The 25,580-nt window shown below is 70.1% G+C and carries 24 protein-coding genes and 1 tRNA gene; 13 read left to right on the forward strand and 12 right to left on the reverse strand.

The window, feature by feature from the left end; translation table 11 throughout:
• A partial coding sequence (locus tag FQY83_RS15205) for a transposase (RefSeq protein WP_146388578.1) occupies positions 1 to 263 on the forward strand: 263 nt, incomplete at its 5' end.
• A gap of 53 nt (positions 264 to 316) precedes the next feature.
• On the opposite strand, the gene FQY83_RS15210 is transcribed toward FQY83_RS15205, so the two are convergent.
• The 6 genes from FQY83_RS15210 to FQY83_RS15235 all read right to left on the reverse strand — a co-directional run bounded on the left by FQY83_RS15210 (position 317) and on the right by FQY83_RS15235 (position 7,666).
• Complete coding sequence (locus FQY83_RS15210; protein WP_146388837.1) at positions 317 to 2,860, reverse strand: DNA topoisomerase I; 2,544 nt, start codon at positions 2,858 to 2,860, stop codon at positions 317 to 319.
• 177 nt (positions 2,861 to 3,037) lie between these two features.
• The gene (locus FQY83_RS15215; RefSeq protein ID WP_146388838.1) at positions 3,038 to 3,964 is read right to left on the reverse strand and encodes an RDD family protein; all 927 of its coding nucleotides are present in this window, start codon (positions 3,962 to 3,964) and stop codon (positions 3,038 to 3,040) included.
• A gap of 182 nt (positions 3,965 to 4,146) precedes the next feature.
• Complete coding sequence (locus FQY83_RS15220; protein ID WP_146388839.1) at positions 4,147 to 4,653, reverse strand: pilin; 507 nt, start codon at positions 4,651 to 4,653, stop codon at positions 4,147 to 4,149.
• A 138-nt stretch (positions 4,654 to 4,791) separates the two neighbouring features.
• Complete coding sequence (locus tag FQY83_RS15225; RefSeq protein WP_146388840.1) at positions 4,792 to 5,265, reverse strand: DUF494 family protein; 474 nt, start codon at positions 5,263 to 5,265, stop codon at positions 4,792 to 4,794.
• A 32-nt stretch (positions 5,266 to 5,297) separates the two neighbouring features.
• On the reverse strand, positions 5,298 to 6,428 hold the full coding sequence (dprA, locus tag FQY83_RS15230; RefSeq protein WP_146388841.1) for a DNA-processing protein DprA: 1,131 nt from the start codon (positions 6,426 to 6,428) through the stop codon (positions 5,298 to 5,300).
• A 74-nt stretch (positions 6,429 to 6,502) separates the two neighbouring features.
• Positions 6,503 to 7,666, reverse strand: coding sequence for a LysM peptidoglycan-binding domain-containing protein (locus FQY83_RS15235; RefSeq protein ID WP_146388965.1), 1,164 nt, complete (start codon positions 7,664 to 7,666; stop codon positions 6,503 to 6,505).
• Positions 7,667 to 7,809: 143 nt separating this feature from the next.
• Between FQY83_RS15235 and def the strand changes: the two genes are divergently transcribed.
• The gene (def, locus tag FQY83_RS15240; RefSeq protein WP_146388842.1) at positions 7,810 to 8,328 is read left to right on the forward strand and encodes a peptide deformylase; all 519 of its coding nucleotides are present in this window, start codon (positions 7,810 to 7,812) and stop codon (positions 8,326 to 8,328) included.
• A gap of 149 nt (positions 8,329 to 8,477) precedes the next feature.
• Positions 8,478 to 9,398 carry a methionyl-tRNA formyltransferase gene (gene fmt / locus FQY83_RS15245; RefSeq protein WP_146388843.1) on the forward strand — a complete coding sequence of 307 codons (921 nt, stop codon included), beginning with the start codon at positions 8,478 to 8,480 and terminating at the stop codon, positions 9,396 to 9,398.
• On the opposite strand, the gene FQY83_RS15250 is transcribed toward fmt, so the two are convergent.
• Positions 9,395 to 9,631: a hypothetical protein gene (locus FQY83_RS15250; protein WP_146388844.1), complete on the reverse strand. Its 237-nt coding sequence runs from the start codon at positions 9,629 to 9,631 to the stop codon at positions 9,395 to 9,397. The genes fmt and FQY83_RS15250 overlap by 4 nt on opposite strands.
• Before the next feature lie 20 nt (positions 9,632 to 9,651).
• Between FQY83_RS15250 and rsmB the strand changes: the two genes are divergently transcribed.
• The 3 genes from rsmB to FQY83_RS15265 all read left to right on the forward strand — a co-directional run bounded on the left by rsmB (position 9,652) and on the right by FQY83_RS15265 (position 13,319).
• Entirely contained in the window at positions 9,652 to 10,965 is a 1,314-nt protein-coding gene (gene rsmB / locus FQY83_RS15255) for a 16S rRNA (cytosine(967)-C(5))-methyltransferase RsmB (protein WP_146388845.1), read from the forward strand.
• Between the two features lie 233 nt (positions 10,966 to 11,198).
• The gene (locus FQY83_RS15260; RefSeq protein WP_158636532.1) at positions 11,199 to 12,284 is read left to right on the forward strand and encodes a glycosyltransferase family 2 protein; all 1,086 of its coding nucleotides are present in this window, start codon (positions 11,199 to 11,201) and stop codon (positions 12,282 to 12,284) included.
• Between the two features lie 36 nt (positions 12,285 to 12,320).
• Positions 12,321 to 13,319 (forward strand): glycosyltransferase family 2 protein, encoded by a 999-nt coding sequence (locus tag FQY83_RS15265; protein ID WP_146388847.1) that lies wholly within the window; start codon positions 12,321 to 12,323, stop codon positions 13,317 to 13,319.
• Between the two features lie 3 nt (positions 13,320 to 13,322).
• On the opposite strand, the gene FQY83_RS15270 is transcribed toward FQY83_RS15265, so the two are convergent.
• Positions 13,323 to 14,387 (reverse strand): glycosyltransferase family 9 protein, encoded by a 1,065-nt coding sequence (locus FQY83_RS15270; protein ID WP_158636533.1) that lies wholly within the window; start codon positions 14,385 to 14,387, stop codon positions 13,323 to 13,325.
• Positions 14,388 to 14,579: 192 nt separating this feature from the next.
• Between FQY83_RS15270 and FQY83_RS15275 the strand changes: the two genes are divergently transcribed.
• Positions 14,580 to 15,641 carry a CDP-glycerol glycerophosphotransferase family protein gene (locus tag FQY83_RS15275; protein ID WP_146388849.1) on the forward strand — a complete coding sequence of 354 codons (1,062 nt, stop codon included), beginning with the start codon at positions 14,580 to 14,582 and terminating at the stop codon, positions 15,639 to 15,641.
• A gap of 22 nt (positions 15,642 to 15,663) precedes the next feature.
• On the opposite strand, the gene FQY83_RS15280 is transcribed toward FQY83_RS15275, so the two are convergent.
• Genes FQY83_RS15280 through FQY83_RS15290 form a run of 3 tightly spaced genes read right to left on the reverse strand, consistent with a single transcriptional unit; the run spans position 15,664 to position 18,606 of the window.
• Entirely contained in the window at positions 15,664 to 17,175 is a 1,512-nt protein-coding gene (locus FQY83_RS15280) for a PH domain-containing protein (protein WP_146388850.1), read from the reverse strand.
• The gene (locus FQY83_RS15285; RefSeq protein WP_146388851.1) at positions 17,159 to 17,692 is read right to left on the reverse strand and encodes a PH domain-containing protein; all 534 of its coding nucleotides are present in this window, start codon (positions 17,690 to 17,692) and stop codon (positions 17,159 to 17,161) included. The genes FQY83_RS15280 and FQY83_RS15285 overlap by 17 nt, the downstream gene beginning before the upstream one ends.
• Positions 17,689 to 18,606, reverse strand: coding sequence for a lauroyl acyltransferase (locus tag FQY83_RS15290; RefSeq protein WP_146388852.1), 918 nt, complete (start codon positions 18,604 to 18,606; stop codon positions 17,689 to 17,691). The genes FQY83_RS15285 and FQY83_RS15290 overlap by 4 nt, the downstream gene beginning before the upstream one ends.
• 223 nt (positions 18,607 to 18,829) lie before the next feature.
• Here FQY83_RS15290 and dtd point away from each other — a divergent pair, with 223 nt between their 5' ends.
• Together dtd and rpoD are read left to right on the forward strand one after the other, a co-directional pair.
• Complete coding sequence (dtd, locus tag FQY83_RS15295) at positions 18,830 to 19,270, forward strand: D-aminoacyl-tRNA deacylase (RefSeq protein ID WP_146388853.1); 441 nt, start codon at positions 18,830 to 18,832, stop codon at positions 19,268 to 19,270.
• A 205-nt stretch (positions 19,271 to 19,475) separates the two neighbouring features.
• The gene (gene rpoD, locus FQY83_RS15300) at positions 19,476 to 21,338 is read left to right on the forward strand and encodes an RNA polymerase sigma factor RpoD (RefSeq protein WP_146388854.1); all 1,863 of its coding nucleotides are present in this window, start codon (positions 19,476 to 19,478) and stop codon (positions 21,336 to 21,338) included.
• A 73-nt stretch (positions 21,339 to 21,411) separates the two neighbouring features.
• Here the strand turns inward: rpoD and FQY83_RS15305 are convergent, their stop codons facing one another.
• The gene (locus tag FQY83_RS15305) at positions 21,412 to 21,780 is read right to left on the reverse strand and encodes a nuclear transport factor 2 family protein (protein ID WP_146388855.1); all 369 of its coding nucleotides are present in this window, start codon (positions 21,778 to 21,780) and stop codon (positions 21,412 to 21,414) included.
• An 85-nt stretch (positions 21,781 to 21,865) separates the two neighbouring features.
• On the opposite strand from FQY83_RS15305, the gene FQY83_RS15310 reads away from it, so the two are divergent.
• The 4 genes from FQY83_RS15310 (at position 21,866) to FQY83_RS15325 (ending at position 25,562) form a co-directional block, all read left to right on the forward strand.
• Positions 21,866 to 21,938: transfer RNA gene (locus FQY83_RS15310), tRNA-Ile, on the forward strand.
• A gap of 460 nt (positions 21,939 to 22,398) precedes the next feature.
• Positions 22,399 to 23,268, forward strand: coding sequence for a hydroxypyruvate isomerase family protein (locus FQY83_RS15315; RefSeq protein ID WP_238333520.1), 870 nt, complete (start codon positions 22,399 to 22,401; stop codon positions 23,266 to 23,268).
• Between the two features lie 30 nt (positions 23,269 to 23,298).
• Entirely contained in the window at positions 23,299 to 24,984 is a 1,686-nt protein-coding gene (locus tag FQY83_RS15320) for a GMC oxidoreductase (protein WP_146388856.1), read from the forward strand.
• Complete coding sequence (locus FQY83_RS15325; RefSeq protein ID WP_146388857.1) at positions 24,984 to 25,562, forward strand: gluconate 2-dehydrogenase subunit 3 family protein; 579 nt, start codon at positions 24,984 to 24,986, stop codon at positions 25,560 to 25,562. The genes FQY83_RS15320 and FQY83_RS15325 overlap by 1 nt, the downstream gene beginning before the upstream one ends.
• Positions 25,563 to 25,580: the final 18 nt, after the last annotated feature.

A 25,580-nucleotide genomic window follows, 5' to 3' on the forward strand; every position in this document is an offset into this window, starting at 1 on the left:
TCGGCGTGGCCCCGCTGGCCCGCGACAGTGGCTCGATGCGTGGAACCCGCAGCATCTGGGGAGGTCGAGCGAGTGTGCGCCAGGCGCTGTACATGGGGGCCTTGGTGGCTGTGCGCTTCAACCCGCACATGCGCACGTTCTACCAACGCCTGCGTGCGCAGGGCAAGGTCGCCAAGGTGGCTCTGGTCGCGGCCATGCGCAAGCTGCTGGTCATCCTGAACGCCAAAATGCGCGATCAGATGGCGGCTGCCGCCGCCACCTGATCAAGACAGTTGCTCGCTGCGCTCGGGATGACAGCCTGCGCCTGGAGGCTGGCCTAGAACGGCGCGCTGTCGGCCTTCTTCACCACGCGCTTCTTGCCGGGCTCGAACTTGGCCGCGGTCACCAGCGCCTTCGCCGGCTCGAGGTCGGCCGACAGCGGGCGCGCGGTGTTCTTCGTCGCCTTCTTCGTTGCCGTCTTCTTCGTGGCGGCCTTCTTCGCCGCCTTTTTTGCCGGTGCCTTCTTCGCCGCCGCCTTCTTCGGCGCGGCTTCCTTCTTCGCGACCGCCTTCTTCGCGCCGAAGCCGCGGCGCGCCGGCTTGCCGGTCTCCTCCAGCAGCTTGGTCACGTCCTCCAGCGTCAGCGACGCCGGTTCACGATCCTTCGGGATCTTGCCGTTGAGCTTGCCGTCGCTGATGTACGGCCCGAAGCGGCCGTTGAGCACCTGGATGTCGCTGCCGGCGAATTCCTTGATGATCCGGTTGCGCGCGATCTCTTCCTTCTCCTCGATCAGGAACACCGCGTGCGCAAGGTCGATCTTGTACGGATCGTCCTCCTTCTTCAGCGAGGCATAGGTGCTGCCGCGCTTGGCGAAGGGTCCGAATCGGCCGATGCCGACGCTGACCTGTTCGCCCTTGTCCTCGCCCAGCACGCGCGGCAGCAGGAACAGCTCCAGCGCTTCGTCCAGCGTGATCGAGTAGATGCTCTGGCCCGGGCGCAGCGAGGCGAATTTCGGCTTCTCCTCGTCCTCGACGGTGCCGATCTGCACCAGCGGTCCGAAGCGGCCGATGCGCGCGCTGACCTGGCGGCCGCTCTTGGGATCGTCGCCGAGCACGCGCACGCTGCCGGCGTCGGTCTTGTCCAGCGATTCCTTCTTGTCCTCGACCAGTTCCTTGAACGGACCCCAGAACTTCTCCATCAGCGGCACCCATTCCTCCTCGCCGCGGCTCACCGCATCGAGCTCGTCCTCGAGGTTGGCGGTGAAGTCGTAGTCGACGTAGCGCGGGAAGTGGTTGCTGAGGAACTTCGAGACCGCGCGGCCGACGTCGGTCGGGCGGAAGCTGCGGCCTTCCATCTCGGTGTACTTGCGGAACAGCAGGGTCTGGATGATCGAGGCGTAGGTGGACGGGCGGCCGATGCCGTACTCCTCCAGCGCCTTGACCAGCGCCGCTTCGGTGAAGCGCGGCGGCGGCTGGGTGAAGTGCTGGTCGGCGTGGATGCGGTCGAGCGGCACGCGGTCGCCGAGCTTCATCGCCGGCAGCTTGCGGCCCTCGTCTTCGTCCTCCTTGCCCTTGCTGTCCTTGCCTTCCTCGTACACGGCGAGGAAGCCGGGCACGGTCACGGTGGTGCCGGAGGCGCGGAAGGAATGCTCGGCGCCGGCGGCGAGGTCGACGGTGACGGTGTTGAGCGTGGCCGGGATCATCTGCGAGGCGACGGCGCGCTTCCACACCAGTTCGTAGAGCCTGCGCTCGTCGTCGCTGAGGTGGCGCGCGACCGAGGCCGGCGTGCGCAGCGCGGAGGTCGGGCGCACCGCCTCGTGCGCTTCCTGCGCGTTCTTGGACTTGGTTTGGTAGACGTTGGGCTTGTCCGGCACCGAGGCGGTGCCGAAGTCGCGCGCGATCACGTCGCGGATTTCCGACAGGGCCTCGGCCGAGAGGCTGACCGAGTCGGTACGCATGTACGAGATCAGGCCGACGGTGCCCTCGTCGCCGATGTTCACGCCCTCGTACAGCTTCTGCGCCACCTGCATGGTCCGGCGCGTGGTGAAGCCGAGCTTGCGCGCGGCCTCCTGCTGCAGGGTGGAGGTGGTGAACGGCGGCGCCGGACGGCGCTTGCGCTCCTTGCTGGCGACGTCGGTGACGTGCAGCGCGCCCTGCGCGGCGGCGGCGATGCGCGCGCGCGCGGCCTCGGCGGAGTCGCCGTCGGTGATGGTGAACTGCTCGAACTTCTGCCCGTCGAGCTTGGCCAGGCGGGCGCTGAAGGGCTGCGAGGGATGCGTGCACTCGGCCTCGATGGTCCAGTACTCGCGCGCCCTGAACGCCTCGATCTCCTCCTCGCGCTCGACGATCATGCGCAGCGCCGGCGACTGCACGCGGCCGGCGGACAGGCCGGCCTGGATCTTGCGCCACAGCACCGGCGAGAGGTTGAAGCCGACCAGGTAGTCGAGCGCGCGGCGCGCCTGCTGGGCGTCGACCAGTTCGTCGGCGATCCTGCGCGGGTGGTTCATCGCCTCGCGGATCGCCCGCGGCGTGATCTCCGTGAACACCACGCGCTGCAGCTCGCGATCCTCGAGCAGGCCGCGTTCCTTCAGGATCTCGGCGATGTGCCAGCTGATCGCCTCGCCCTCGCGGTCCGGGTCGGTGGCGAGGTAGATGTTGTCCGCGGCCCTGGCCGCCTTCGCGATCGCTTCGACGTGCTTCTCGTTCTTGTCGATCAGCTCGTAGCGCATCCGGAAGCCGTTGTCCGGATCGACCGCCCCCTCCTTCGGCACCAGGTCGCGGACGTGGCCGTACGAGGCGAGGACGTGGAAGTCCTTGCCGAGGTACTTGTTGATCGTCTTGGCCTTGGCCGGCGACTCGACGATGAGCAGGTTCTTGGGCATCTGGAGGGGGTTCCGGGCGCGGCATCGGGCCGCGCCGCTCGGGGGTTCGAAGAACACGACGCCCGGGAGGGCCCGGGCGCTCGATCCGCGCCGTTCAGGTCCGGCGCTCTATTTATAGTGGAATCACGGCCGGGCCGGCCGTGTCAAGCGACCGCCCGTCCGCCGGACGGGCGCCGGTCAGCGGGTCAGGGCCGGAATTGCGATCGCGGCCACGATTCCCAGCAGGCCCAGGCCCAGCAGGCCGCCGCCGATCACGATGACCACCCAGGTCACCACGCCCAGCTCCCGGCGCTGCAGGTCGGGGCGGTCGGTGAAGGCCCAGCGGTCGACCACCAGGGTGTCGCAGATCATGTCGTGCAGGGCCTGCCTGCGCTCGCCCAGTCCCGTCGTGAAGGCGGACACCAGGCCGCCGATGCCGAAGCTGAACACGACGGTCGCGAAGTAGGCGGCGTAGCGCGCGAAGGCGCGCCAGAAGCTGATCCGCTCCCCCGAGCCCCGGGTGACCTTGATCCCGACCGCCAGCTTGCCCAGCGAGGCCTGGCTGCCGGAGGAGTGCATCCAGGCGAAGTAGAACAGCGGGATCAGGATGCCGACGCCGTAGGACAGGACGATGATGCCCATGGCCCCGCCGCTGGCCAGCATGTCGCCGCCCATCATGCCGGCCCCGGCGGCCAGCATGAGCAGGGGGATCTGCACCACCCACGAGGCGGCGGCGGTGATGAAGCCGTCGATCACCATCGCCGCGAAGCGCTTCCAGAAGCCGGCGTGGACGATCTCGCCCCCGAGCACCACGGCGGCATCGGAAGAGACCGCCGCGGTGGGCGGCGCGTAGGGCGAGGCGGGGTCCGCGGACGCGGGCGGCGGGTCGCTGGTATGGCCGGCGTCGACGACGCTGCCGTCGGCGGTCGAGAGCAGCGGGCCGCGGTCGTCGGCCTGGGCGAGTTCGGCGGCGAAATCGCGCATCGGCCGCCAGTCGGCCATGCCCTCGCGCCAGACCAGCGTCTCCCAGCCCAGCTGGCCCTGCAGGCGCAGGCGCACCAGCGCTGCGGCGTCGACCGGCCCCTGGCGGGCGTTGGCGGCATCGGCGTAGTACCACTCGGGCATCGGTCTCCCCCTTGGAGCCTCGGACAGTTGGAATTTCCGGGGCAAGTGCGTGAATCAACAACTTCAAAGACACTGGGTCCCCGCTTTCGCAGGGACGACGGCAATGTGAACTCCTGACGCGAATCTGCCCCGCTTCGGAATGACGGTTCCCTTTGCCGCGCGCCGCTCCCCGGCGGCGCGCATCAGCCGCGGCAGTCCGCGGGCAGGTAGCGATCCTCGGCCTCGGAGCTGCAGTGCCAGGTGCCGCCATCGACATCATATTCGAGCCACAGCCGCTGGCCGTCGATCGCCTCGCTGCGCTCGTCCTGCAGCGTGACTTCGATGGCGCAAACGCCGTCGTCGGTTTCGCCGAAGGCCATGGCCGCATGCGTGGCGCCGCGATAGCGGTCGGCGTCGTCGAAGCCCTCGTCGCCGTTGACCGGGCAACGCTCGTGCGCGGCGATGAAATCGACGACCTGCAGCTTCAGCGGCGCGGCTTCCGCCAGGGCCTGGGCGACCTTCGCGCGCGCGACGTAGTCCTGGTAGGCCGGGAGCGCGACCGCGGCGACGATGCCGAGCACGGGGATCGCCAGGCAGGCGGCGACGATCAGCGCGATCAGGCAGCCGTGCATGCGCTGTTTCGGCGGCGGGGAAGGCGTGGATTTCGGCGGCAGCGGCGGCGGTCCGCCGCCCGGGAGGGGCTGGTTCAAGCGTGCAGGTCCGTTGCGGAGGGGCCTCTGGCCCGGACAGGTTCTGGTCGGTGCCGGTCTGTCATTTCGAGCGTAGCGAGAAATCTACGTCCCTGATTTTCCGAGATTCCTCACTGCGTTCGGAATGACAAACAGTCCCTAGTGCACCGGCTCGGGTTCGTCGGCGAACATCTGGGTCTCCATCCAGGCGTAGGCGGCCTCGCTGCCGGGCTGGTTGAACAGCACCATCAGCACCACCCACTTGAGGTCGTCCAGGTCCAGTTCCTCCTGGTCGAGCGCCATCGCGCGGTCGAGCACCAGTTCGCGCTGGTCGGCGTCGAGGATGCCGTGCTGTTCGAGGAACAGCAGGAAGCCGCGGCATTCGACGTCGAGCTTGTCCAGTTCGGGGCCGAAGTAGACGCGGGTGGGGCCGTCGGCGCGGGATTCGCCCGCCACCGGGCGCTGCTCGGCGAGGGCGTCGAGCCAGTCGAAGGCCTTGCTGATCTCCGCGGGGCTGAAGCCGGCCTGGAGCAGGCCGTTCTGGAGGGAGTCGCGGTCGCGGACGAGGTCCGCGTCTTCGGTGAAGTAGTGTTCGAACAGGTAGAGCAGGACGTCCAGGATGCTCTCTTTCATTTCCCCCGGCCTGCGCCCGTGGGCGCGGTGTGTCAGGACTTTCGGGAATACCGGCCGTGCTCCAGCACGACGCGGCCATCCAGCTCCATGACCAGCAGCATGGACGACAGTTCCGCGGCCGTCAATCCGGTGCGCTCGACCAGCCGATCCATAGGGCTTGGGTCGTGGCCGAGGGCCGACCACAAGCGCTGGTAGTCCGGATCGTCCGGCGCAAGCGCCCCGGCGGGCGCCGCGGCGGCGCTCCCGACCCCGGAGATGGGGGCCTGCAGGCGGCTGCGCAAGGCGTCGGCCAGCCCGTGCGCGACCGGCGCCAGGGCGTCGACCACCTCCCCGGCGGTTTCGACCAGCGCCGCGCCGTCGCGGATCAGCCGGTGGCAGCCGCGGGCCAGCGGGTTGTGGATCGAGCCGGGCAGGGCGAACACCTCGCGACCGGCCTCGGCGGCCAGCCGGGCGGTGATCAGGGCCCCGGAGCGCCCGGCCGCCTCCACCACCAGGGTGCCCAGCGACAGCCCGGCGATGATCCGGTTGCGCGCCGGGAACTGCTCGCGGCGCGCCTGCGCGCCGGGCGGATGTTCGCTGACCACGGCGCCGCGCTCGGCGATGCGCCGGTGCAGGCCGGCGTTGGCGCGCGGGTAGGGCACGTCGATGCCGCTGCCGAGCACGGCCACGGTGGCCCCGCCCGCGGCCAGGGTGGCCTCATGTGCGGCGGTGTCGATGCCGGCGGCGAGGCCGCTGCAGACCGCGAAGCCGGCGCGCGCCAGGGCGTGGGCGAAGTCGCGGGCGTGGTCGCGGCCGCCGGCGGTGGGCGCGCGGCTGCCGACGACGGCGACGGCCGGATGCCAGAGCAGGTTGGCGTCGCCGGCCACGAACAGCGCGAGCGGCGGGCTGGCGATGCGCCGCAGCAGGGCGGGATAGTCGGGGTCGTGCCAGCCGATCAGGCGATGGCCGGCGTGGGCGAACCAGTCGCGGGTGCCCGCCGGGACGTCGGGAGCACCGGCCAGCGCCCGGACCTGCGCCTCGTCCAGCCCGGCCTCGCGCCAACCCGGTTTGCCGGCGGCCAGCGCGGCTTCGGGCGACGGGTGGCGTTCCAGCAGCCGGCGTCGCGGCGCGGAGGCGCCGCCGCAGTCGAGCAGTCGCAGCAGGGCGCGGTCGTCGGGCGTCATGCCGCCAGCGTGCCCCGCAAACGACGACGGCGCCCTCGGGCGCCGTCGGCATGGAGCGTAGGAAAACCCCGCCCTCAGTACGGCGCGTCGGGGTGCTTGAGGTGGTAGCCGATGCGGGTCGGCTTGACGCTGTTCATCACCAGGCCGTAGCTGACCTTGTCGTAGCTACGAAACACCATCACGTGGCCGGCGAACTCGTCGGGCAGGCGCACCTTGTTCTCGTAGAACACGGTGTCGACGTCGCGGTCGGGGCCCTTCTCGACGCGGTCGACGGTGTTGGTGCCTTCGCGCCAGATCGAGAACACCGTGCCGTTGTCGACGCCCTCGCGGCGGCCGACCGACAGCACCACCACGTCGCGCGGGCCGCCGTGGTTGAGCATGTCGGCGACGGCGAGGATGCGGGCGCGGCCGTACTCGAGCTGCTGCGCCGGCGCGTGCGGGAAGAACTGCAGGTCGTAGGGCTGGGCGTCGATCGGGATCAGGCGGTCGCCGATGCGGACCTCGCGGCCGGTTTCGTCGAGCAGCAGGGTGCTGGCCTGGATGCCGCCCACCTCGCCGCGCGTGATCGTGCCGACGTTGACGCGCTGCAGCTCGTAGCCGAGCAGTTCCTGGCCCTTGTCGGGCGTGACCACGTTGGTCCAGTACTGCTGGAAGTCGGCGATGCGCTTGCCGCGGAAATCGAGGTCGTCCTTGTGGAACAGGTCGCAGCACATGCTGGTGCGGTCGAGGTGCGTATAGCGCACGGTCGGGCGCACCACGGCGTAGCGCTGGCCGGCGGTCGCGCCCTCCAGGTGGCGGATGTAGGCGACCTGGCCCTGGGTGGTGCGCAGGCGGTCCTCCTCGAGGCCGACGACGTAGGGCAGGTGCTCGAACTCGTCGACCACGCGCAGGTCCTTGAGGAAGGCCTCGACGTCGGACAGCGGGATCGCGTTGATCGGCTGCGCCTCCTCGCGCGGGCCTTCGCCGACGGTCACGCGGTTGAGGTAGGCGAGGCTGATCACGTCGCCCGGATAGATCAGGTGCGGATTGGCGATCTGCGGATTCGCCTGCCAGATCTCCGGCCACAGCCAGGGGCGCTGCAGGAACCTGCCCGCGATGTCCCACAGCGTGTCGCCGCGCTTGACGACGTAGGTGTCGGGATGGTCGCCGCGCATCGTCTGCGCGGTGGCGTAGGTCGCCACCGTCATCAATGCGACGACGCACGTCGTGCGAAGCCCCTGAGAAAGGCGCTCAAGCATGCGGGCCATCTAATTGCTCCCCTTGAAGATTTCCCCGTGCAGCAGCGGCACTATAGCCTACAAGTGGCGGCCGGTTGCAAGCCGCGCGGCGCTACAATGGCAGGCCGTCCCGCGCGGTTGTGACCGCTGCCACCCTTTTGCCCATGGCCCTGCTCCCCATCCTCGAATACCCCCACCCCCGGCTGCGGACCGTCGCCGACCCGGTGGAGGCCGACCGCTTCCACGATCCGGCCTTCCATCGCCTGCTCGACGACATGTTCGAGACCATGTACGAGGCGCCGGGCATCGGCCTGGCGGCGACCCAGGTGGACACCCACCAGCGGTTCATGGTCATCGACGTCACGGAAGGGCGCGAGCAGCCGCTGGTGTTCATCAACCCGACGATCCGCGAGCGCTCGCCCGAGCTGCGCGTGCACCAGGAGGGCTGCCTGTCGATCCCGGGCGTGTTCGCCGACGTGACCCGCGCCGACGGCATCGTGGTCGAGGCGCTCGACCGCCACGGCAAGCCCTTCGAACTGCGCGTCGACGGCCTGCTGGCGACCTGCGTCCAGCACGAGGTCGACCACCTCGACGGCCGGCTGTTCATCGACCACCTGTCGCCGCTCAAGCGCGATCGGGCGGTCAAGAAGCTCGAGAAGCTGCGGAAAGGCCGTGATTCGTGATGGGTGATTGGTGATTCGAAGAAGCAAAGGCGGCGGCAGCCGTAGCGGATTCCGGGTGGGGCGCCGAGGCGACCGCAGTACGGAGACCGCGGAGCGGCCGTAGTCCGGCTTTTCCGAATCACCAATCACGAATCACCAATCACGTCCCCATGCGTATCGTCTTCGCCGGAACCCCCGACTTCGCCGTGCCCTCGCTGCGCGCGGCGGCGGCGCGCGGCGAGGTGATCGCGGTGTACACCCAGCCCGACCGGCCGGCCGGGCGCGGGCGCGGGCTGGCGGCGTCGCCGGTCAAGCAGGCCGCGCAGCAGCTCGGCCTGCCGGTGCTGCAGCCGGACACGCTGCGCACGGTGGAGTCGCGCAGGGCCCTGCGCGCGCTGCAGCCGGACCTGATGGTCGTGGTCGCCTATGGCCTGCTGCTGCCGCCGAAGGTGCTGGAGATCCCGACCCACGGCTGCTGGAACGTGCATGCCTCGCTGCTGCCGCGCTGGCGCGGCGCAGCGCCGATCCAGCGCGCGATCGAGGCCGGCGACGCCGAGACCGGCGTCTGCCTGATGCAGATGGAGCAGGGTCTGGACACCGGCCCGGTGTTGCTGTCGCAGGCCACGCCGATCGGCGAGCACGAGACCGGCGGGCAGTTGCATGCGCGCCTGGCCGACCTCGGCGCGCAGGTGCTGGCCGACGGCCTGGCGCTGCTGCGCGCGGGCGTGCGCCCGACGTCGCAGCCGCAGCCGGCCGATGGCGCGACCTATGCGCACAAGCTGGAGAAGGCCGAGGCGCGGCTGGACTGGGCGCTGCCGGCCGACGTGCTGGCGCGCAAGGTGCGCGCCTTCGATCCGTGGCCGGTGGCGGAAGCGGAGCTGGCCGGCGAGCGCCTGCGCATCCACGGCGCGATCGCCCTGCCGCTGGCGCACGGCGCCGCGCCGGGCCGCGTGCTGTTCGCGGGCAAGGCCGGCATCGACGTGGCCTGCGGCGAGGGCGCGCTGCGTATCCGCGCGCTGCAGCGCGCCGGCGGCAAGGTGATCACCGCCGCCGACTACCTCAATGCGCGGCGCGACCTGGTCGCGGGCTAGGTGATGCACGCATCCGCCACCGCCCCGTCATCCCGGCGAAAGCCGGGATCCATTTTGCCTTTGCTTCGCGCCGCGCCCGAGGTGGAGGCAAGGGCAACATCAAGATGGATCCCGGCTTTCGCCGGGATGACGACCGTGACGCGCACCGAGACGACCGTGAAGCACACCGAGACGACTGTGAGGTACACCGTGACCAGCGACGGGCTCGCCGCAATGACGTGTAGCGGGTGCACCCGGATGCCTGCCTGACGCCATGGCGATGACTCACCCGCCCGGCGTCGCCGTACGCGTGGCCGCCGCCAGGGTGCTGCAGGCGGTGCTGCAGGGGCGTTCGCTGAAGGCCGAACTCGCCGCCGTGCTGCCGAAGATCGCCGATCCACGCGACCGCGCCCTGCTGGAAGCCATCTGCTTTTCCGCCCTGCGCCAGCGCGCGCGCTACGACGCGGCCCTGCGCGCGTGGATGCAGAAGCCGCCGGGCGTGAAGGATGGCGAACTGCGCGCGCTGCTGCTGGCCGGTTTCGCCCAGCTGGACGCGCTCGAACTGCCCGCGCACGCCGCCCTGTCGGCGACCGTCGAGGCCGCGCGCGCGCTCGGTCGCATGCACCAGGCCGGCCTGGTCAACGCGCTGCTGCGTCGCGCGCAGCGCGACGGCGTGCCGGCCGCCGACCCGCAGGACGCATGGCCCGAGTGGCTGCGCGTCCGGGTCCGCGCCGATTGGCCGCAGGACGCCGACGCGATCTTCGCCGCGAGCGCGGTCGCCGCGCCGACCTGGCTGCGGATCAACCGCACGCGCACCTCCGCCGCGCAGTACGCGCTGCGACTGCACGAGGCCGGGATCGAATCGCAGGCCTGCGACGACCTGCCCGATGCGCTGCGCATCGACGCGCCGGTGTCGCCGCTGGTCCTGCCCGGGTTCGGCGACGGAGACGTCTCGGTGCAGGACGCCGCGGCGCAGCGCGTCGCCGACGCGCTCTCGCCGCCGCATGGCGGCCGCGTCCTCGACGCCTGCGCCGCGCCGGGTGGCAAGTCCGCGCACCTGCTCGGACGCGATCCGACCCTGCGCCTGACCGCGCTCGACGTCGACCAACGCCGCCTGCGGCGCGTGCGCGAGACCTTCGACCGCCTCGGCGTCGGCGCCAGCGCGCACCTGCTGGCTGCCGATGCCACCGAGACCGCGGCGTGGTGGGACGGCGAGCCCTTCGACGCGATCCTGCTCGACGCCCCCTGCTCGGCCACCGGCATCGTCCGCCGCCAGCCCGACGTGCTGCTGCACCGGCGCGCCGCGGACCTGGCCGCACTGACGGTGCTGCAGGCGCGGCTGCTCGACGCACTGTGGCCGCTGCTCGCGCCGGGCGGCCGGCTGCTCTACGCCACCTGTTCGATCCTGGCCGCCGAGAACCAGGCGCAGGTGGCGGCGTTCCTGGCGCGCACGCCCGACGCGCGGGCCGAGACCCTGCCGGAGGCATTCGGCCGCGACACCGGCGACGGGCGGCAGCGGCTGCCGGGGGAAGCGGGCATGGACGGGTTCTTCTACGCGGCCTTGGAGAGGCGCCTGCACGGCCGATGAGCCGTAGCGGGCAACCGGACACGGCATGGCGCTGGAACGGCGGCCGCCGGTCGCGCGCCCGGCGCGCTGCCGCCGTGTTCACCGGGCCCGAGGGATCTCCGGCTTTGCCCGGGAGGCCTGCTGCCGGGGCGCCCAACCGGTGCAGGAATCACCTGCGGCGCGGCTCTCGTGCGTATACGCCCCCTTAAGGTCCGGCCGCTAGGATGCCTGCGACGCCGCACCTCGCCCCCCCGATGTCCGACGGCCCGCTTTCACGGCCACAGCGCCCCTGGCTGAGCATCCTCATTCCGGTCTACCGCGCCGAGAAGTATCTGGACGCGTGCGTGGCCTCGGTACTCGCGCAGGGCCAGGAAGGCGTCGAGGTCCTGCTGCTTGACGATGCCTCGCCGGACGGATCGGCGGAGATCGCCGCCGCCCTGTGCGAGGCGCATCCGGGCCGCCTGCGCCTGCTCCGGCACGCGCGCAACGCCGGGCTCTCGGGCGCGCGCAACACCCTGCTCACGCATGCGTCGGGCCGGTACGTGTGGCACCTGGATGCGGACGATGTCCTGCTGCCGGGCGCCATCGACGGGTTGCGGCGCATCGTGGATGAATCGTCACCGGACCTGGTGCTGTGCGATTTCAGCGTGTTGCGGGAACGGTCCGGCCTCAAGCACCGGATCCGCGGCGAGGGGCATTGCGCCGGTTTCGACGGTGGATCGAATCGGGTCGAGTCGGATCGTTCGCGACTGGTCGCGGGACTGATGCGCTCGCGCTGCCTGCAGGCGTGGGCGAAGGTCGGCCGTCGCCGGGTATGGCTGGAGGCGTGCTTCCCGACAGGCAGGCGCCTGATGCAGGACGTGGCGGTGATGCCGGCGCTGGTGGCCGCCACGCGGACCTTCCTGCACGTGCGCAAGCCGTGGGTCGGCTACCGGCGGCATGGTGAAAGCGCGTGGGGTTGCTCGCCCGGGGCGTTGCGGCTGCACGATGCGGTGGCCTCCCTGCGCGACCTCAAGAGTGGCATGTCGGGTATTCCGGGGCTGGATGCCGAGGCGAAATTCGCACTTGACTACTACTGCCTGCGCTCGCTGGCGCGGATCTCCGGCAGGATCCCGAAGAACGCGGACCGCAGGCAAGGCGACGGGCGGGACGTCATTTCGGATGCCTTCGACGACATGTTCCCGGCCGGGCCTGCGTCGACGATCACGGCGTGCCATTCGCGCGGTTGGCACATGCGTGCGTGGCGCCTGCGCCGGGCCTGCGAGCTGGCACGGCGCGGGGGCGTCCCGGATGCGGCCGGTGACGATGCCGGTGTCGGTTCCGTCGGGGCGAACCGCTAGACTTTCCGCCCGCTCCGTCGAGGTCCTGTTCCGTCCATGCCGCAGGCAGCGCCCTGGTTGAGCGTGCTGGTGCCGTTCCACGACGTGGAGCGGTATCTCGAGGCCTGCGTGCGTTCGGTGCTGGCCCAGGGCGAGGCCGGGATGGAAGTCGTCCTGCTCGACGACGCATCCACCGACGGCAGCGCCGCGATCGCCGAAGCGCTGCGCGGGGATGCGCCGACGGTCGTGCGCGCGATCGCGCATGACCGCAACCGCGGCATCTCCGCGGCGCGCAACAGCCTGCTGCAGGCGGCGCGCGGGACGTACGTGTGGTTCGTCGATTCGGACGACCTGCTGCTCCCGGGCAGCCTGCGCCGGCTGCGCGACGTGGTCGATGCCGGTTCCCCCGACCTCGTGCTGTGCGATTTCCGGTACGTCCGGGACGACTTCGGGCTCAAGCACCGGTTGCGCGGCGAACGGCATGCCCACACCTTCGACGGACCGTCGCTGCGCGTGCTGCACGACCGCAACGTGCTGGTGGCAGGGCTGTTGTCGAAGCGGCAACTGCATGTCTGGTCGAAGGTGGCCAAGCGCGAGGCCTGGCAGCGGGCGGCATTCCCCCAGGGGCGTTACTTCGAGGATGTGGCGGTGGTGCCCGCCCTGCTTGAAGGCGTGCGAAGCTGGATCCACGTGCCCGAGCCCTGGGTGGGATACCGCCAGCGGGCCGGCAGCATCATGGCCAGCCAGTCGCCGCGGAAACTGCTTGACCTGCTGCGTGCGAACCGCGACCTGCGCGCCGGTCTCCTGGCGCTGCCCGGCGGCCTCGACGAACGCGCGCGGTTCTCGCTCGACTACTTCTGCCTGCGGACCTTCGCCTGGATCGCGCGCAAGTCGCGGGCCTCCCGCGACCCGGAACTCGATGCGGCCTGCCGCGGGGAACTTGCGGCGATGTTCCCGCGGGGCGTCGCAGGCGTGCTGGCCGCGTGCCGCAGGCGCGGCTGGTTGCTGCGCGCATGGAGGCTCGGGGACAGCCTGCGGCGGGCAGGGTGGCGGTGACCGTCAGGACGGCGGCGATCCGTCGCCGTTGCCGCGGGACAGCGACCGCCATGCGTCGACGGTGGCGTCGACGGCGATGTCCGAGACGCGGCTGTCGGCACCGTTGTCGCCGCCGAGCACCACGATCCGCCCGGGTCCGATCGGCCGCCATTTCGACGGCGGCGCGGCACCGAACATCACCAGCAGCGGACAGCCGAGCGCAGCCGCGGCGTGCGCGGGGCCGGTGTCGACCGACACCATGCTGTGCGCGCGTTCGATGAGCGCGAGCAGGCGCGGGATCGGCAGGTCATTGGCGCCGTTGAACACCTGCGGGTGACCGCCTGCGGCGGCGCGGATGTCCTCGAGCAGCGGATGCTCGGGCGGCGAGCCGCACAGCACCACCCTCGCGTCGGGCATGTCGGCGAGGGCTGCTTGCGCCACCGCGGCCCAGTTGCCGGCATCCCAGTGCTTCGGATGGTCGGCGGTCATCAGCTTGCCGCGCTTGTGGGTGCGCTTGTTGCCCGGCTGCAGCAGCACGAGGGGCCCGTGCAGGCCGGCCGCTTCCAGCCACGCGGCCAGGTCCGCGCGGTCGCCGTCGCCGACGACGAGGCGCGGGTAGCGCAGGCCGGAAACCTCGACCTCGACCGTGGGGTAGCGATGCGCCGGATCGCGTTGCCCGAGCGCGAGCCAGCGGTCGGGCCACAACACCGGTGCGTTCTCGCCCGCGGGATCGCGCGCGACGATGTCGTCGGGATGCACGCCGCCACGCGCCAGCAGCGCGCGCATGTCCGGGTCGATGTCGCCGAGGTAGACCGGGCCGCGCCCGCGGCCGCGCAGCCAGCGCACCAGGCGCCACTGGCTCGGGCACAGCAGGTAGGGCGTCTTGCGGCTGGTCACCATCTGCAGGTGGCCGAGCGTGGGTTCGCGCGCCATCAGCGGCGGCGTCCAGCCGCCGGAACCGACCACGTCCACCGGACTGGCGTAGCGCGCGGACACCACCCGCATCAGCGTGGTCAGCATCACCATGTCGCCGAACGCGCCGCAGCGGACGATCAGGGGACGGGCGGGTGTCGGTGCGACTGGAGGCATGGCAGGGCCTGGATCTCTGTTCCGGGAATGCCTGTTCGTCCTTGCGGACCGGCACTGCGTTCCCCATGGTACAGGGCGCAAGCGCAAGGACATCGCGCGCCGCGACGGCTTGCAGGCCGTGCCGGGCGGGGCTTCATTTCCCGGCGATGCCCGGTTCCCTAGAATCGCCGCCGAAGCAACCAGGAGCCCTCCGTGTCCGACATTCTGCTGGCCGCGCGGGAACGCTACGCGCTTCCGATCATCGAGCCGCTGGTGGAGGCCCTGCTCGCCGCCGGCCACGACGTGCACGGCTGGTTCGACGGCCCGCTGGCGGCGGCCGGCTGCGCCTTGCCCGCGCCGGCGAGCATGTGGGACACGCGGGGCGCGGTCGCGCTGCGCCCCGACGCGGTGCTGTGCGCGATGGACTGGATCCCGCCGTTCTTCGGCGGTGCGAAGGTGCAGCTGTTCCACGGCTTCAACACCAGCAAGCATTCCGACCGGCGCGGGCATTTCCGCATCCGCGGCCTGTTCGACCTGTACTGCACGCAGGGGCCCGCAACCACTGCGCCGTTCCGCGCGCTGGCGGATCGGATGGGGCATTTCAAGGTGGTGGAAACCGGATGGTCGAAACTCGACCCGCTGTTCCGCGACGACGGAGGTGCGTCGGCGCGCATGCGGGAGCGGGCGGAAGGGCGGCCGGTGGCGATGTTCGCGTCGACGTTCACCGAGCGCGTCAGCGCCGCGCCGCACCTGCATGAGGCGATCCGCGCCGACATCGAGCGTGGCGAACGCTACTGGCTGCTGACGCTGCACCCGAAGTGCGATTCGTCGTTGTTCGACCGGTACCGTGCGCTGGCGGGTGCCAACGCCGCGTTCGTCGAGCCCGAACAGATCGTCGTCGCGCAGCGCGCGGCCGACGTGCTGGTGTCGGATACCACGTCGGTGGTGCCGGAGTTCTCCGTGCAGCGCAAGCCGGTGGTGACGTTCCGGCATCGGCGGCCGGAGCCGTGGATGATCGATTTCGACGATTCTGCACAACTGCCGGACATGCTGCGCGCCGCCCTGTCGCCGACCGCCGAACGGCTCGCGGCGATCCACGCCCACGCCGACGACATCCATCCCTGGCGGGATGGCCGGTCATCGGCGCGTGTGGTGCAGGCAGTCGAGGACCTGGTGGCGGGGCGACTGGGATCGCTGGCGCCCAAGCCTTTCACCACGCGTCTGCGTGGCCTGCAGCTCCGCCAGCGGCTGGGGTATTGGGGCCCGGCGGCATAGCGACGCGGGCTTGCGCGGCGCGTCACCAGCGCAGGGGCCGCCGGGACAGTTCATGCGCCAGCGTGTCGTGCAGGCGTCGTGCCTCGGCCTCCGGCAGGTAGCGCATGCGCAGCGGCGGCGACATCGCGCCGGCGCCGGCGGTGTCGAGCCACAGCGAGGCCATGCCGAAGCGGCGGTCCAGCGGCGACTGCCGCAGCTGCAGCGCCTGCAGCTTGTCGATTTCGGCGAAGCGCCAGTGCCGCGACCACCAGCCTTCGCGCACCGCGACGAGTTTTGCGTCGACGCGGTAGCCGGACAGGCGCGCATGCCGCGTCGCCAGCAGCCAGCCCCAGGGCAGCCACAGCAGGCCGAGCAGGCCCCAGGGGCCGAGGTACCAGCACAGGCCGGCGGCCAGCAGCGCGGCGAACACCGCGTCGCCGACCAGCAGCCGCTGCCAGGCGCGCGGATGCAGCGGCCGCCAGTCCGCGGGCGGCCAGTCGGCGCCGTCGAGCAGGTGGCGCAGCAGCGCATCGCAGGCGTCGGGCGTCGCGATCGGCGCGAGTTCGGGAGGATCGCGCTGCGCTTGTTCGCCGTCGCCGACCTGCGAACCGGCAGTGTCGATGCCCAGCGAGCGGCGGCCGAACAGCCGGTGCAGGATGCCTTCGCGCAGCGTCCAGGCCTGGATGCGCCGGCGCGACACGCTGCTGCGCACGCGCGCCAGCAGGCCGCGTTCGACCGTCAGTCGGCGGCCGTGCTCGCGCAGTTCGAAGCCGTGGTAGCGCGTCAGCGCCAGCAGCACCGAGAACGCGCGCACCAGCGCCAGCGCCAGCAGCACGACGCCCGCGACCGCGAGCGCGGTCGACGACCAACTGCCGTTGAAATGCTCGGCATAGCCGAAGACCTCGCGCCGGGCGAGGTTGAAGGCGGGCTTGTAGGCGTCCTCGGGCAGGACCTGCCAGGACAGCGCGAACGCGGCGCCGACCACGATCATGCCGCGATTGGAGATCAGCCCCAGGCGCACGATCTCGGCCGTCGACAGCGCCAGCAGGGGTTCGCCCGCGTCCGTCGCGTCGGCATCGACGACGTCGGCGCCGCGTCCGCGATGGCGGATCAGCCGCTCCAGCGCCAGCGCGTCGTCGAGCCTGAGCACGCGCATCTGCGCTTCCGGTTTCGTGCCGCCGGCGGACTCGAGCTTCACCTCGGCCACGCCGAACAGGCGGTGCAACAGGGTCTGTCGCAGCTCGACGTTGTGGATGCGCGAGAACGGCACCTGGCGCAGGCTGCGCTCGAGCAGGCCGCTGCGGATGAACAGGCTGTCGCCGTCGGCGCGGTAGCGATAGGTGAAGTAGCGCCAGACCGACACCAGCGCCAGCACCACCACCGCCACGCCTGCGACGACGAGCTGGTAGTTCTCCTCGCGCCGGCCGCCGTAGACCAGCAGCACCGCCAGCGGCAGCAGGAACTGCCGCAGCGAGCCGATCAGCACGAACAGCCACGACCACGGATGCAGCCGGCGTTCCCCGGCGGCGGGCGGCGGCTCAGGCGTCGTCGTCATCGGTCTCGATCCAGCGCGCGAGGCGGTCGCGCAGCCATTCCGCGTCCTCGGCCCCGAGTCCGGCGGTCGACACCGCGTTGTGGCGCGTGCCGGCGGTGTGGATCACCAGGGTCGCCAGGCCGAAGCGCCGCTCGATCGGCCCGCGCTGCAGGTCGAGGTGCTGCACGCGCGATTTCGGCACGAAGGTTTCCTGCTGCCACAGCCGGCCGCGGCGCAGCGCGTAGCCGTCGCCGTCCAGACGCCAGCGCGTGCAGGCGTACTGCCGGTACGCCAGCCACACACCCCAGCCCGGCAGCAGCACCAGCACCGCCAGCGCCAGCGGCAGGGCCAGCGGCGTATCGCGCAGCAGCAGCCCGATCGGGACCAGCAGGCCCAGCGCCAGCAGGCCGAGGCCGAAGACGTTGCCGAGCACGAACAGGCGCCGCGCGCGCGGCGGCAGCGGCTGCCAGCCTTCCGGTGGCGCGGCGGGCGCGTCGCCCTGCGGCGGGAGGCCGGACGGGGAGTCGGTGTCGCTCATCGACGCTCCAGGTCTGCGTAGGGATTGGCCTCGTCGCTGCCGGGCGGCCGCGCCTTGAAGCGCTTGTAGGTCCACTGGTACTGCGCGGGATCGCGCCGGGCGATGCGTTCGACATCGGCGTTGAGGGCGGCGGTGGCGACCTTCGGGTCGGCCGAGTCGATACCGGGCGAGGCGGCTTCGATGCGCAGCGCGTAGGCCCCGGACCCGATCCGCTCGCACCAGGCGAACAGCACCGTCGCCCCGCTGCGCGCGGCCAGGCGGCCGAGCAGGGTCATGGTCGAGGCCTGCACGCCGAAGAACGGCGCGAACTCGCCGTCGCCGCCCTTGGGCTGCTGGTCGGGCAGGATGCCGACCACGCCGCCGGCCTGCAGTTGCTTGTACAGCTGGCGCACGCCGGCGCCCTCGGCGCGCACCTGGGTGACGCGATCGGCGTCGGCATCGGCGCGCACCAGGCGCAGGAAAGCCTCGCCGATGGCGGACTCGGGGGGCTTGTACAGGATCGCCAGCGGCGTCTTCGCCGCCAGCCACTGATTGAGCAGCTCCCAGTTGCCGAAATGGGGCGCGGCGACGATCAGCCCGCGTCCGGCGGCGAGCGCGGCGTCGAACAGGCCATCGCCGTGGGTTTCGCGGATCAGCGCCAGGTTCTCCGCGTGCGGGCGCGTCCACAGCCGCAGGGTTTCCAGCGTCTGCAGGCCGGTCGTGCGCAGCACCGCGCGACGCCATTGCTCGCGCTGGCCCGGCAGCAGGTCCGGATAGGCGAGCTCGAGGTTGCGCAGCGCGACCCCGCTTTCCCGCGCGCCGGTGCGCAGCGAGACCCAGGCCAGCGCATCGCCGAGCCGGCGCAGGGCCGGCCACGGCAGCCGCCCGATGGCGGCGGCGAGCGCGTAGAGCAGGCGGGCGAGGAGGTCGGTCATGCGGGGGAGTGTAGCGAGGCCGGAATGTCGGCAGCGGTGCGGGGAACCTCGCGAGGCGGGCGTGCACCGTGGCTCCGGACGCGGGGTGCCCCACTGTTGTCATCCCGAACGCAGTGAGGGATCTGCTTTCACCTGCCGCGGGTCGAGAAGCAGATCCCTCACTGCGTTCGGGATGACAAAGCCTTAGGCTTCCCCGGTCCCTGATGCCCCGATTCCTACGCCGATGCTCTCCCTCATCCAGCGCGTCACCGAAGCCAGCGTCTCCGTCGACGGCGAAGCCGTCGGCCGCATCGGCCCCGGCCTGCTGGCGCTGGTGGGCGTGGAGCCGGGCGACGGCGAGTCGCAGGTGGCGCGGATGGCCGAGCGCCTGCTCGGCTACCGGGTCTTCGCCGATGCCCAGGGGCGCATGAACCGCTCGCTGGCCGACACCGGTGGCGGCCTGCTGCTGGTCAGCCAGTTCACCCTGGCCGCCGACACCCGCTCGGGGATGCGGCCGGGCTTCAGCACCGCCGCGGCCCCGGACGAGGCCGAGCGGGTCTTCGCCCGACTGCTGGCTGAATGCCGGTCGCGGCACCCGGCGCCGGTGGAAACCGGCCGGTTCGGGGCGCACATGGTCGTCGCCCTGGTCAACGACGGGCCGGTGACCTTCCTCCTCAGGGCCTGATTTCCCCCCGCCGGACGGCCCGGAATGTCCGGCGGGGGCCGGAAATGCCGATGGATCGGCCGGGGTGGCTGGAAACCGGCGATTCCGGGCCCATATCGTCGCCAGCCGGGCCGTTCCAGGTCCCGGTCGCGTCCCTTCCGCGCAGGAACCCCGTCCGGCGGAATGGTATAATTACGGGTTCACTTTTCTCCCCGGTGCGCGCCACATGGCGAACGAACGTCCAGCCGAACAGTCCGACATCAAGCTCCTGATTTCCAAGGGGCTCGAGCAGGGCTACCTGACCTACGCCGAAGTCAACGACCACCTGCCCGACGACCTCGTCGATCCGGAGCAGATCGAGGACATCATCGGCATGATCAACGGCATGGGCATCGAGGTGCACGAGATCGCGCCCGACGTCGAATCGCTGCTGCTCACCGGCGACTCCAGCGGCAACCGCGAAGTCGACGACACCGCCGCCGAGGAAGCCGCGGCCACGCTGACCGCGCTCGACAGCGAGGGCGGCCGCACCACCGACCCGGTGCGCATGTACATGCGCGAGATGGGCACGGTCGAGCTGCTGACCCGCGAGGGCGAGATCGCGATCGCCAAGCGCATCGAGGAAGGCCTGAACCAGATGGGTTCGGCGCTGGCCAGCTTCCCGTGGTCGGTGCAGTTGCTGCTCGAGGACTACGACCTGCACAAGGCTGGCAAGAAGCGCCTGGCCGAGATCGTGGTCGGCTTCAACGACCTCGAGGAAGCCGTCGAGGAGATCCCGACGCCCGCCGCCGCCGCCGACAACAGCGCGGACGATTCCGACGGCGACGACGATGCCGACGACGACGACAGCGATGCCGAGGACGCCGGCCCCACCGGCCCGGATCCGGCCGAGGTCGCGCGCCGCATGGACGTGCTGGCCGCCACCTACGCGAAGTTCCAGAAGTCCTACGCCAAGAACGGTCCCGGCGCCAAGCCGGTGCTGAAGCTGCGCGAGGAGATGGCCGAGGTCTTCACCACCTTCAAGCTGCCGCTGCCGCTGACCGACACCCTGGTCAAGAAGCTGCGCGACGTGGTCGGCGAGATCAAGGACCACGAGCGCCGCATCCTCGACCTGTCGACCAAGGTCGCGAAGATGCCGCGCAAGGACTTCATCCGCGCCTGGGACGGCAACCAGACCAACCTGGGCTGGGTCGACGACGTGCTCAAGCGCAAGCAGAAGTGGTCGTCGGGCATGCGCGAGGTCAAGGACCAGATCATCGCCGAGCAGGAAGCCACCATCTCCATCGAGAAGGGGATGATGGTCTCGCTCGCCGACCTCAAGGAGATCAACCGCGCGATGGCCTACGGCGAGGCCAAGGCGCGCAAGGCCAAGAAGGAGATGGTCGAGGCCAACCTGCGTCTGGTCATCTCCATCGCCAAGAAGTACACCAACCGCGGCCTGCAGTTCCTCGACCTGATCCAGGAGGGCAACATCGGCCTGATGAAGGCGGTCGACAAGTTCGAATACCGCCGCGGCTACAAGTTCTCCACGTATGCGACCTGGTGGATCCGCCAGGCCATCACCCGCTCGATCGCCGACCAGGCGCGCACCATCCGCATCCCGGTGCACATGATCGAGACGATCAACAAGCTCAACCGCATTTCCCGGCAGATGCTCCAGCAATACGGCCGCGAGGCCACGCCGGAGGAGCTGGCCAAGGAAATGGAGATGCCCGAGGACAAGATCCGCAAGGTCATGAAGATCGCCAAGGAGCCGATCTCCATGGAGACCCCGATCGGCGACGACGAGGACTCGCACCTGGGCGACTTCATCGAGGACACCAACGTGATGTCCCCGATCGAGGCGACCACCGACATCAACCTGTCCGAGACCGTGCGCGACGTGCTCGCCGGCCTGACCCCGCGCGAGGCCAAGGTGCTGCGCATGCGCTTCGGCATCGACATGAACACCGACCACACCCTCGAGGAAGTCGGCAAGCAGTTCGACGTCACCCGCGAACGCATCCGCCAGATCGAGGCCAAGGCGCTGCGCAAGCTGCGCCATCCCAGCCGCTCGGAGCAGTTGCGGAGTTTCCTCGACATCGATTGACGCCCGGCCGCATGCGCCGGAAACGAAAAGCCCCGCCTCGGCGGGGCTTTTCCGTCGCGGACAGCGCCCGGCCTCAGGTGTCGTAGAAGAACTGCTCGCGGACGATCCTGCCGTCGCGTACCTGGTAGACGCAAAGTTCGTCCATCGCCATGCGGCCGCGGCCCTTGAAGGTGACGTCCATCGACATCGGCAGCGCGAACCAGTTGCCGGCGACGATCGGCTCGCCGACGCTGCCGCCGTGCATCTCCTCGATGCCTTCCTCCCAGGCCGCGCCCTTGCGTCGGATCGCATCCAGCCCCTTGGCGTTGCCCAGCGGGCCTTCGGCGGTTGTCGGCATCTCGATGTTCTCGGCGTCTTCGGCGAACAGTTCGTCGTAGGCCTGCTCGAAGTTCCCGGCGCGGCACAGTTCGACCAGCCGGTCTGCGATCTGCTGCGTGTTCATGCTGCTCCTCCGGATCGGGCGTGGTCCCGCAGCATATGCCGGGCCCGTTTCGTTCCCGTGACGCACGCTAGAATTCCCCTGCTGCGGGCCTATAGCTCAACGGTTAGAGCAGAGGACTCATAATCCTTTGGTTCCAGGTTCGAATCCTGGTGGGCCCAGATCTATCGTCCCCGATACTGCTCGCATGTGCGCGGTCCAATGATGGTTGGCCGTTTCGGTCAAACCCCGATGGACGTCCACAAGTCTGGCCGGCGGGCGGACGGTCTGGAGTCGGACGGCAATGGGTGCGAACGTCGACGCGCCCGGGCGCGCGCCGGCCTGCGAGGCCTTTGCAGGCATGGTGGCGTGAGTAGCGCTGATGGTTGTGCTTTGCAGCATGGAATTCCGCAGCCGGAAGTCTTGTAATCAGACCTTGTGCTGTCTATGGTGCAATCGATTGTATTCGGGCAAATCCTGAAGTTTCATGCCGGTTGGGAGGCCGGGATGGATGGGCAGCTATTCGATCAAGCCGACGCATCGCATCCGTGGCCGAAGTGCCTCCCGCGGCAGGGGCGATGCCTCGAAGGATTCGTCTGAGCAAGCTTCCTGCGGCGGTCCGGGGAAGCCGGGATGAGCGCCATGAACGCCCGATTCACGAGACGAAACGCGCTACGCGCCGCGGTGGCAGGTGGCCTCGGGCTGGCCGCGGCCAGGGTGGTGCCCGCGCGCACCGCCGCAAAGCCGCTCGAGGGCAACCTGAAGCATTCCGTCGCCCGCTGGACGTTCAGGCAGCAATCGATCGAGCAGCTTTGCCGGACGGTGAAGCAGATCGGCTTTTCCGCCATCGATCTGGTCGGCCCGGAAGACTGGTCCACGCTGAAGGCGCACGGCGTGACCAGTTCGATGTGCAACGGTGCGGAGATCGGCCTGGACAAGGGCTTCGCCGCGGTCGAGTTCCACGATCAGCTGGTGGAACGCTATACCCGTCACATCGACCTGGTGGCCGATGCCGGCTACCGCAACCTCATCTGCTTTTCCGGCAACCGCAACGGCATGGATCCCGGGGAGGGGCTGGCGAACGCCGAGGCGGGGCTCAAGCGCATCCTCGGGCATGCCGAAAAGCGCGGGGTCATGCTGGTGATGGAGTTGCTCAATTCCAGGGTGGACCACCCCGACTACCTTTGCGATCGTTCCGCGTGGGGGATCGAACTGTGCGAGCGGATCGGGTCGGACAACTTCGGGTTGCTCTACGACATCTACCACATGCAGGTCATGGAGGGCGACATCATCGCCACCATCCGCAAGCACCATCCGTTCTTCGTGCACTACCACACCGCGGGCGTGCCGGGCCGGCACGAGATCGGCGACGACCAGGAGCTCAACTATCCCGCCATCTGCCGCGCGATCCGCGACACCGGATTCGACGGCTACCTGGCGCAGGAGTTCATCCCCGAAGCGCCGGATCCCGTCGCTTCGCTGCGCGAAGCGATCCGCCTCTGCGACGTCTGAAATCGACTATCCACCCAGGGAAACATCCCCATGGCAGACAATCATTACGACGCGATCGTCGTCGGATCGGGCATCAGCGGCGGTTGGGCCGCGAAGGAGCTGACCGAGAAGGGGCTCAGGGTCCTGATGCTCGAGCGCGGCCGCAACATCGAGCACATCAAGGACTACGTCAACGCGGCGACGGAGGCGTGGGACTTCCCGCATCGCAATGTCCCGACCCAGGCGATGAAGGCGGACCATCCGGTCCTCAGGCGCGACTACGTGCTGGCGGAGAACACGCAGGGGATGTGGGCCAATGAGAAGGACTGCCCCTATACCGAAACGAAGCGGTTCGACTGGTTCCGCGGCTATCACGTCGGCGGCCGCTCGCTCATGTGGGGCCGGCAGAGCTACCGCCTTTCGGAGATCGATTTCGAGGCCAACGCCAGGGAGGGCATCGCCGTCGACTGGCCGATCCGCTACGCCGACATCGCGCCCTGGTACGACCACGTCGAGCGGTTCGCGGGCATCGCCGGCACCGTCGAGGGGCTGGACGTCCTGCCCGATGGCCAGTTCCTGCCGCCGATCCCGCTCAACGTCGTCGAGAAGGACGTGGCGGCGCGGATCGAGAAGGCGTTCGGCGGTGCGCGCCGCCTGATCCACTCGCGCACCGCGAACATCACCGAGCCCCGGGTCGAACAGGGCCGCGTCAACTGCCAGTACCGCAACAAGTGCATCCTGGGCTGCCCGTACGGCGCCTACTTCTCGACCCAGTCGGCGACGCTGCCGGCGGCGATGAAGACCGGCAACCTGACGCTGCGCCCGTTCTCGATCGTCAAGGAAGTGCTCTACGACAAGGACCGCAAGCGGGCGCGCGGGGTGGAGATCATCGACGCCGAGAACGGCCAGACCTACGAGTACACGGCCAATGTCGTCTTCCTCAACGCATCGGCCTTCAACTCGGCGTGGGTGCTGATGAACTCGGCCACCGACGTCTGGGAAGGCGGCCTGGGGTCTTCTTCGGGCGAGCTGGGCCACAACGTCATGGACCACCATTTCCAGGTCGGCGCCCACGGCACGGTCGAGGGCTACGAGGACAGGTACTACTTCGGCCGTCGCCCCTGCGGCTTCTACATTCCGCGTTTCCGCAACGTCGGTGAGGACAGGCGCGACTACGTCCGCGGCTTCGGCTACCAGGGCTCGGCCAGCCGCACCGGCTGGTCGCGCGACATCGCCGAGCTCAACATCGGCGCCGGCCTGAAGGAGGCCCTGAGCGTGCCGGGAGACTGGACCATCGGCATGACCGCCTTCGGCGAGATGCTGCCGCATCACGACAACACCATCCGCCTCGATCCGGAGCGCAAGGACAAGTGGGGCCTGCCGGTACTGGCGATGGACGTGTCCCTGCGCGAGAACGAACGGGCCATGCGCAAGGACATGGGCGCGGACGCCGCCGAGATGCTGGAGGCCGCCGGCGTCAAGCACGTCCGGGCCACGGAGGGCGACTACGCCCCGGGCATGGGCATCCACGAGATGGGCACGGCGCGGATGGGCCGCGACCGCAGGAGCTCGGTCCTGAACGAGCACAACCAGGTCTGGGATGCGCCGAACGTCTACGTGACGGACGGGGCCTGCATGACCTCCAGCGGCTGCGTCAACCCGTCGCTGACCTACATGGCGCTGACCGCGCGGGCCGCGGACCACGCGGTGCGCGAACTCAAGGCGGGGAACCTGTGATGGAACGTCGCGAACTGCTGAAGATGATCGCTGCCGCCACCGGTGCGGCGATGATCGGTATGCCGGCCTTCGTCCTCGGCCAGTCTCCCGTCCCGGGCGGAGAGGGCGCCTTTTCCGAAGACGACGTGGCCAAGCTCGACGAAATCGCGGAGACGATCCTGCCGCGGACCGACACGCCCGGGGCGAAGGACGCGGGTGTGGGCCTGTTCATGGCGAGGTTCGTGACCGACTGCTACACGCCCGAGGACCAGGCGACGTTCCGTTCCGGACTGGCCGACCTGGACCAGCGTGCCGGCGGCCGCTTCATGGCGATGGCGCCCGACGCCCGTACCGAACTGCTGCGCACCCTCGACGCCGAAGCAAAAGCGCAGGCCAGTGGCGCATGGGTGGCGCCCGACGGCACCAGCCCGGGGCCGGCGAAGCCGCACTATTTCACGATGATCAAGCAACTCGTCCTGTTCGGCTTCTTCACCTCCGAGGTGGGCGCGACGCAAGTGCTGCGATACGTCGCCGTGCCGGGGTACTACGACGGCGACATGGCCTATGCACCCGGCACGCCTGCCTGGGCGACCCGCTGATATGAGCCGCCGACTTGC

Source organism: Luteimonas marina, assembly GCF_007859325.1.
Classification (GTDB): Bacteria; Pseudomonadota; Gammaproteobacteria; order Xanthomonadales; family Xanthomonadaceae; genus Luteimonas; species Luteimonas marina.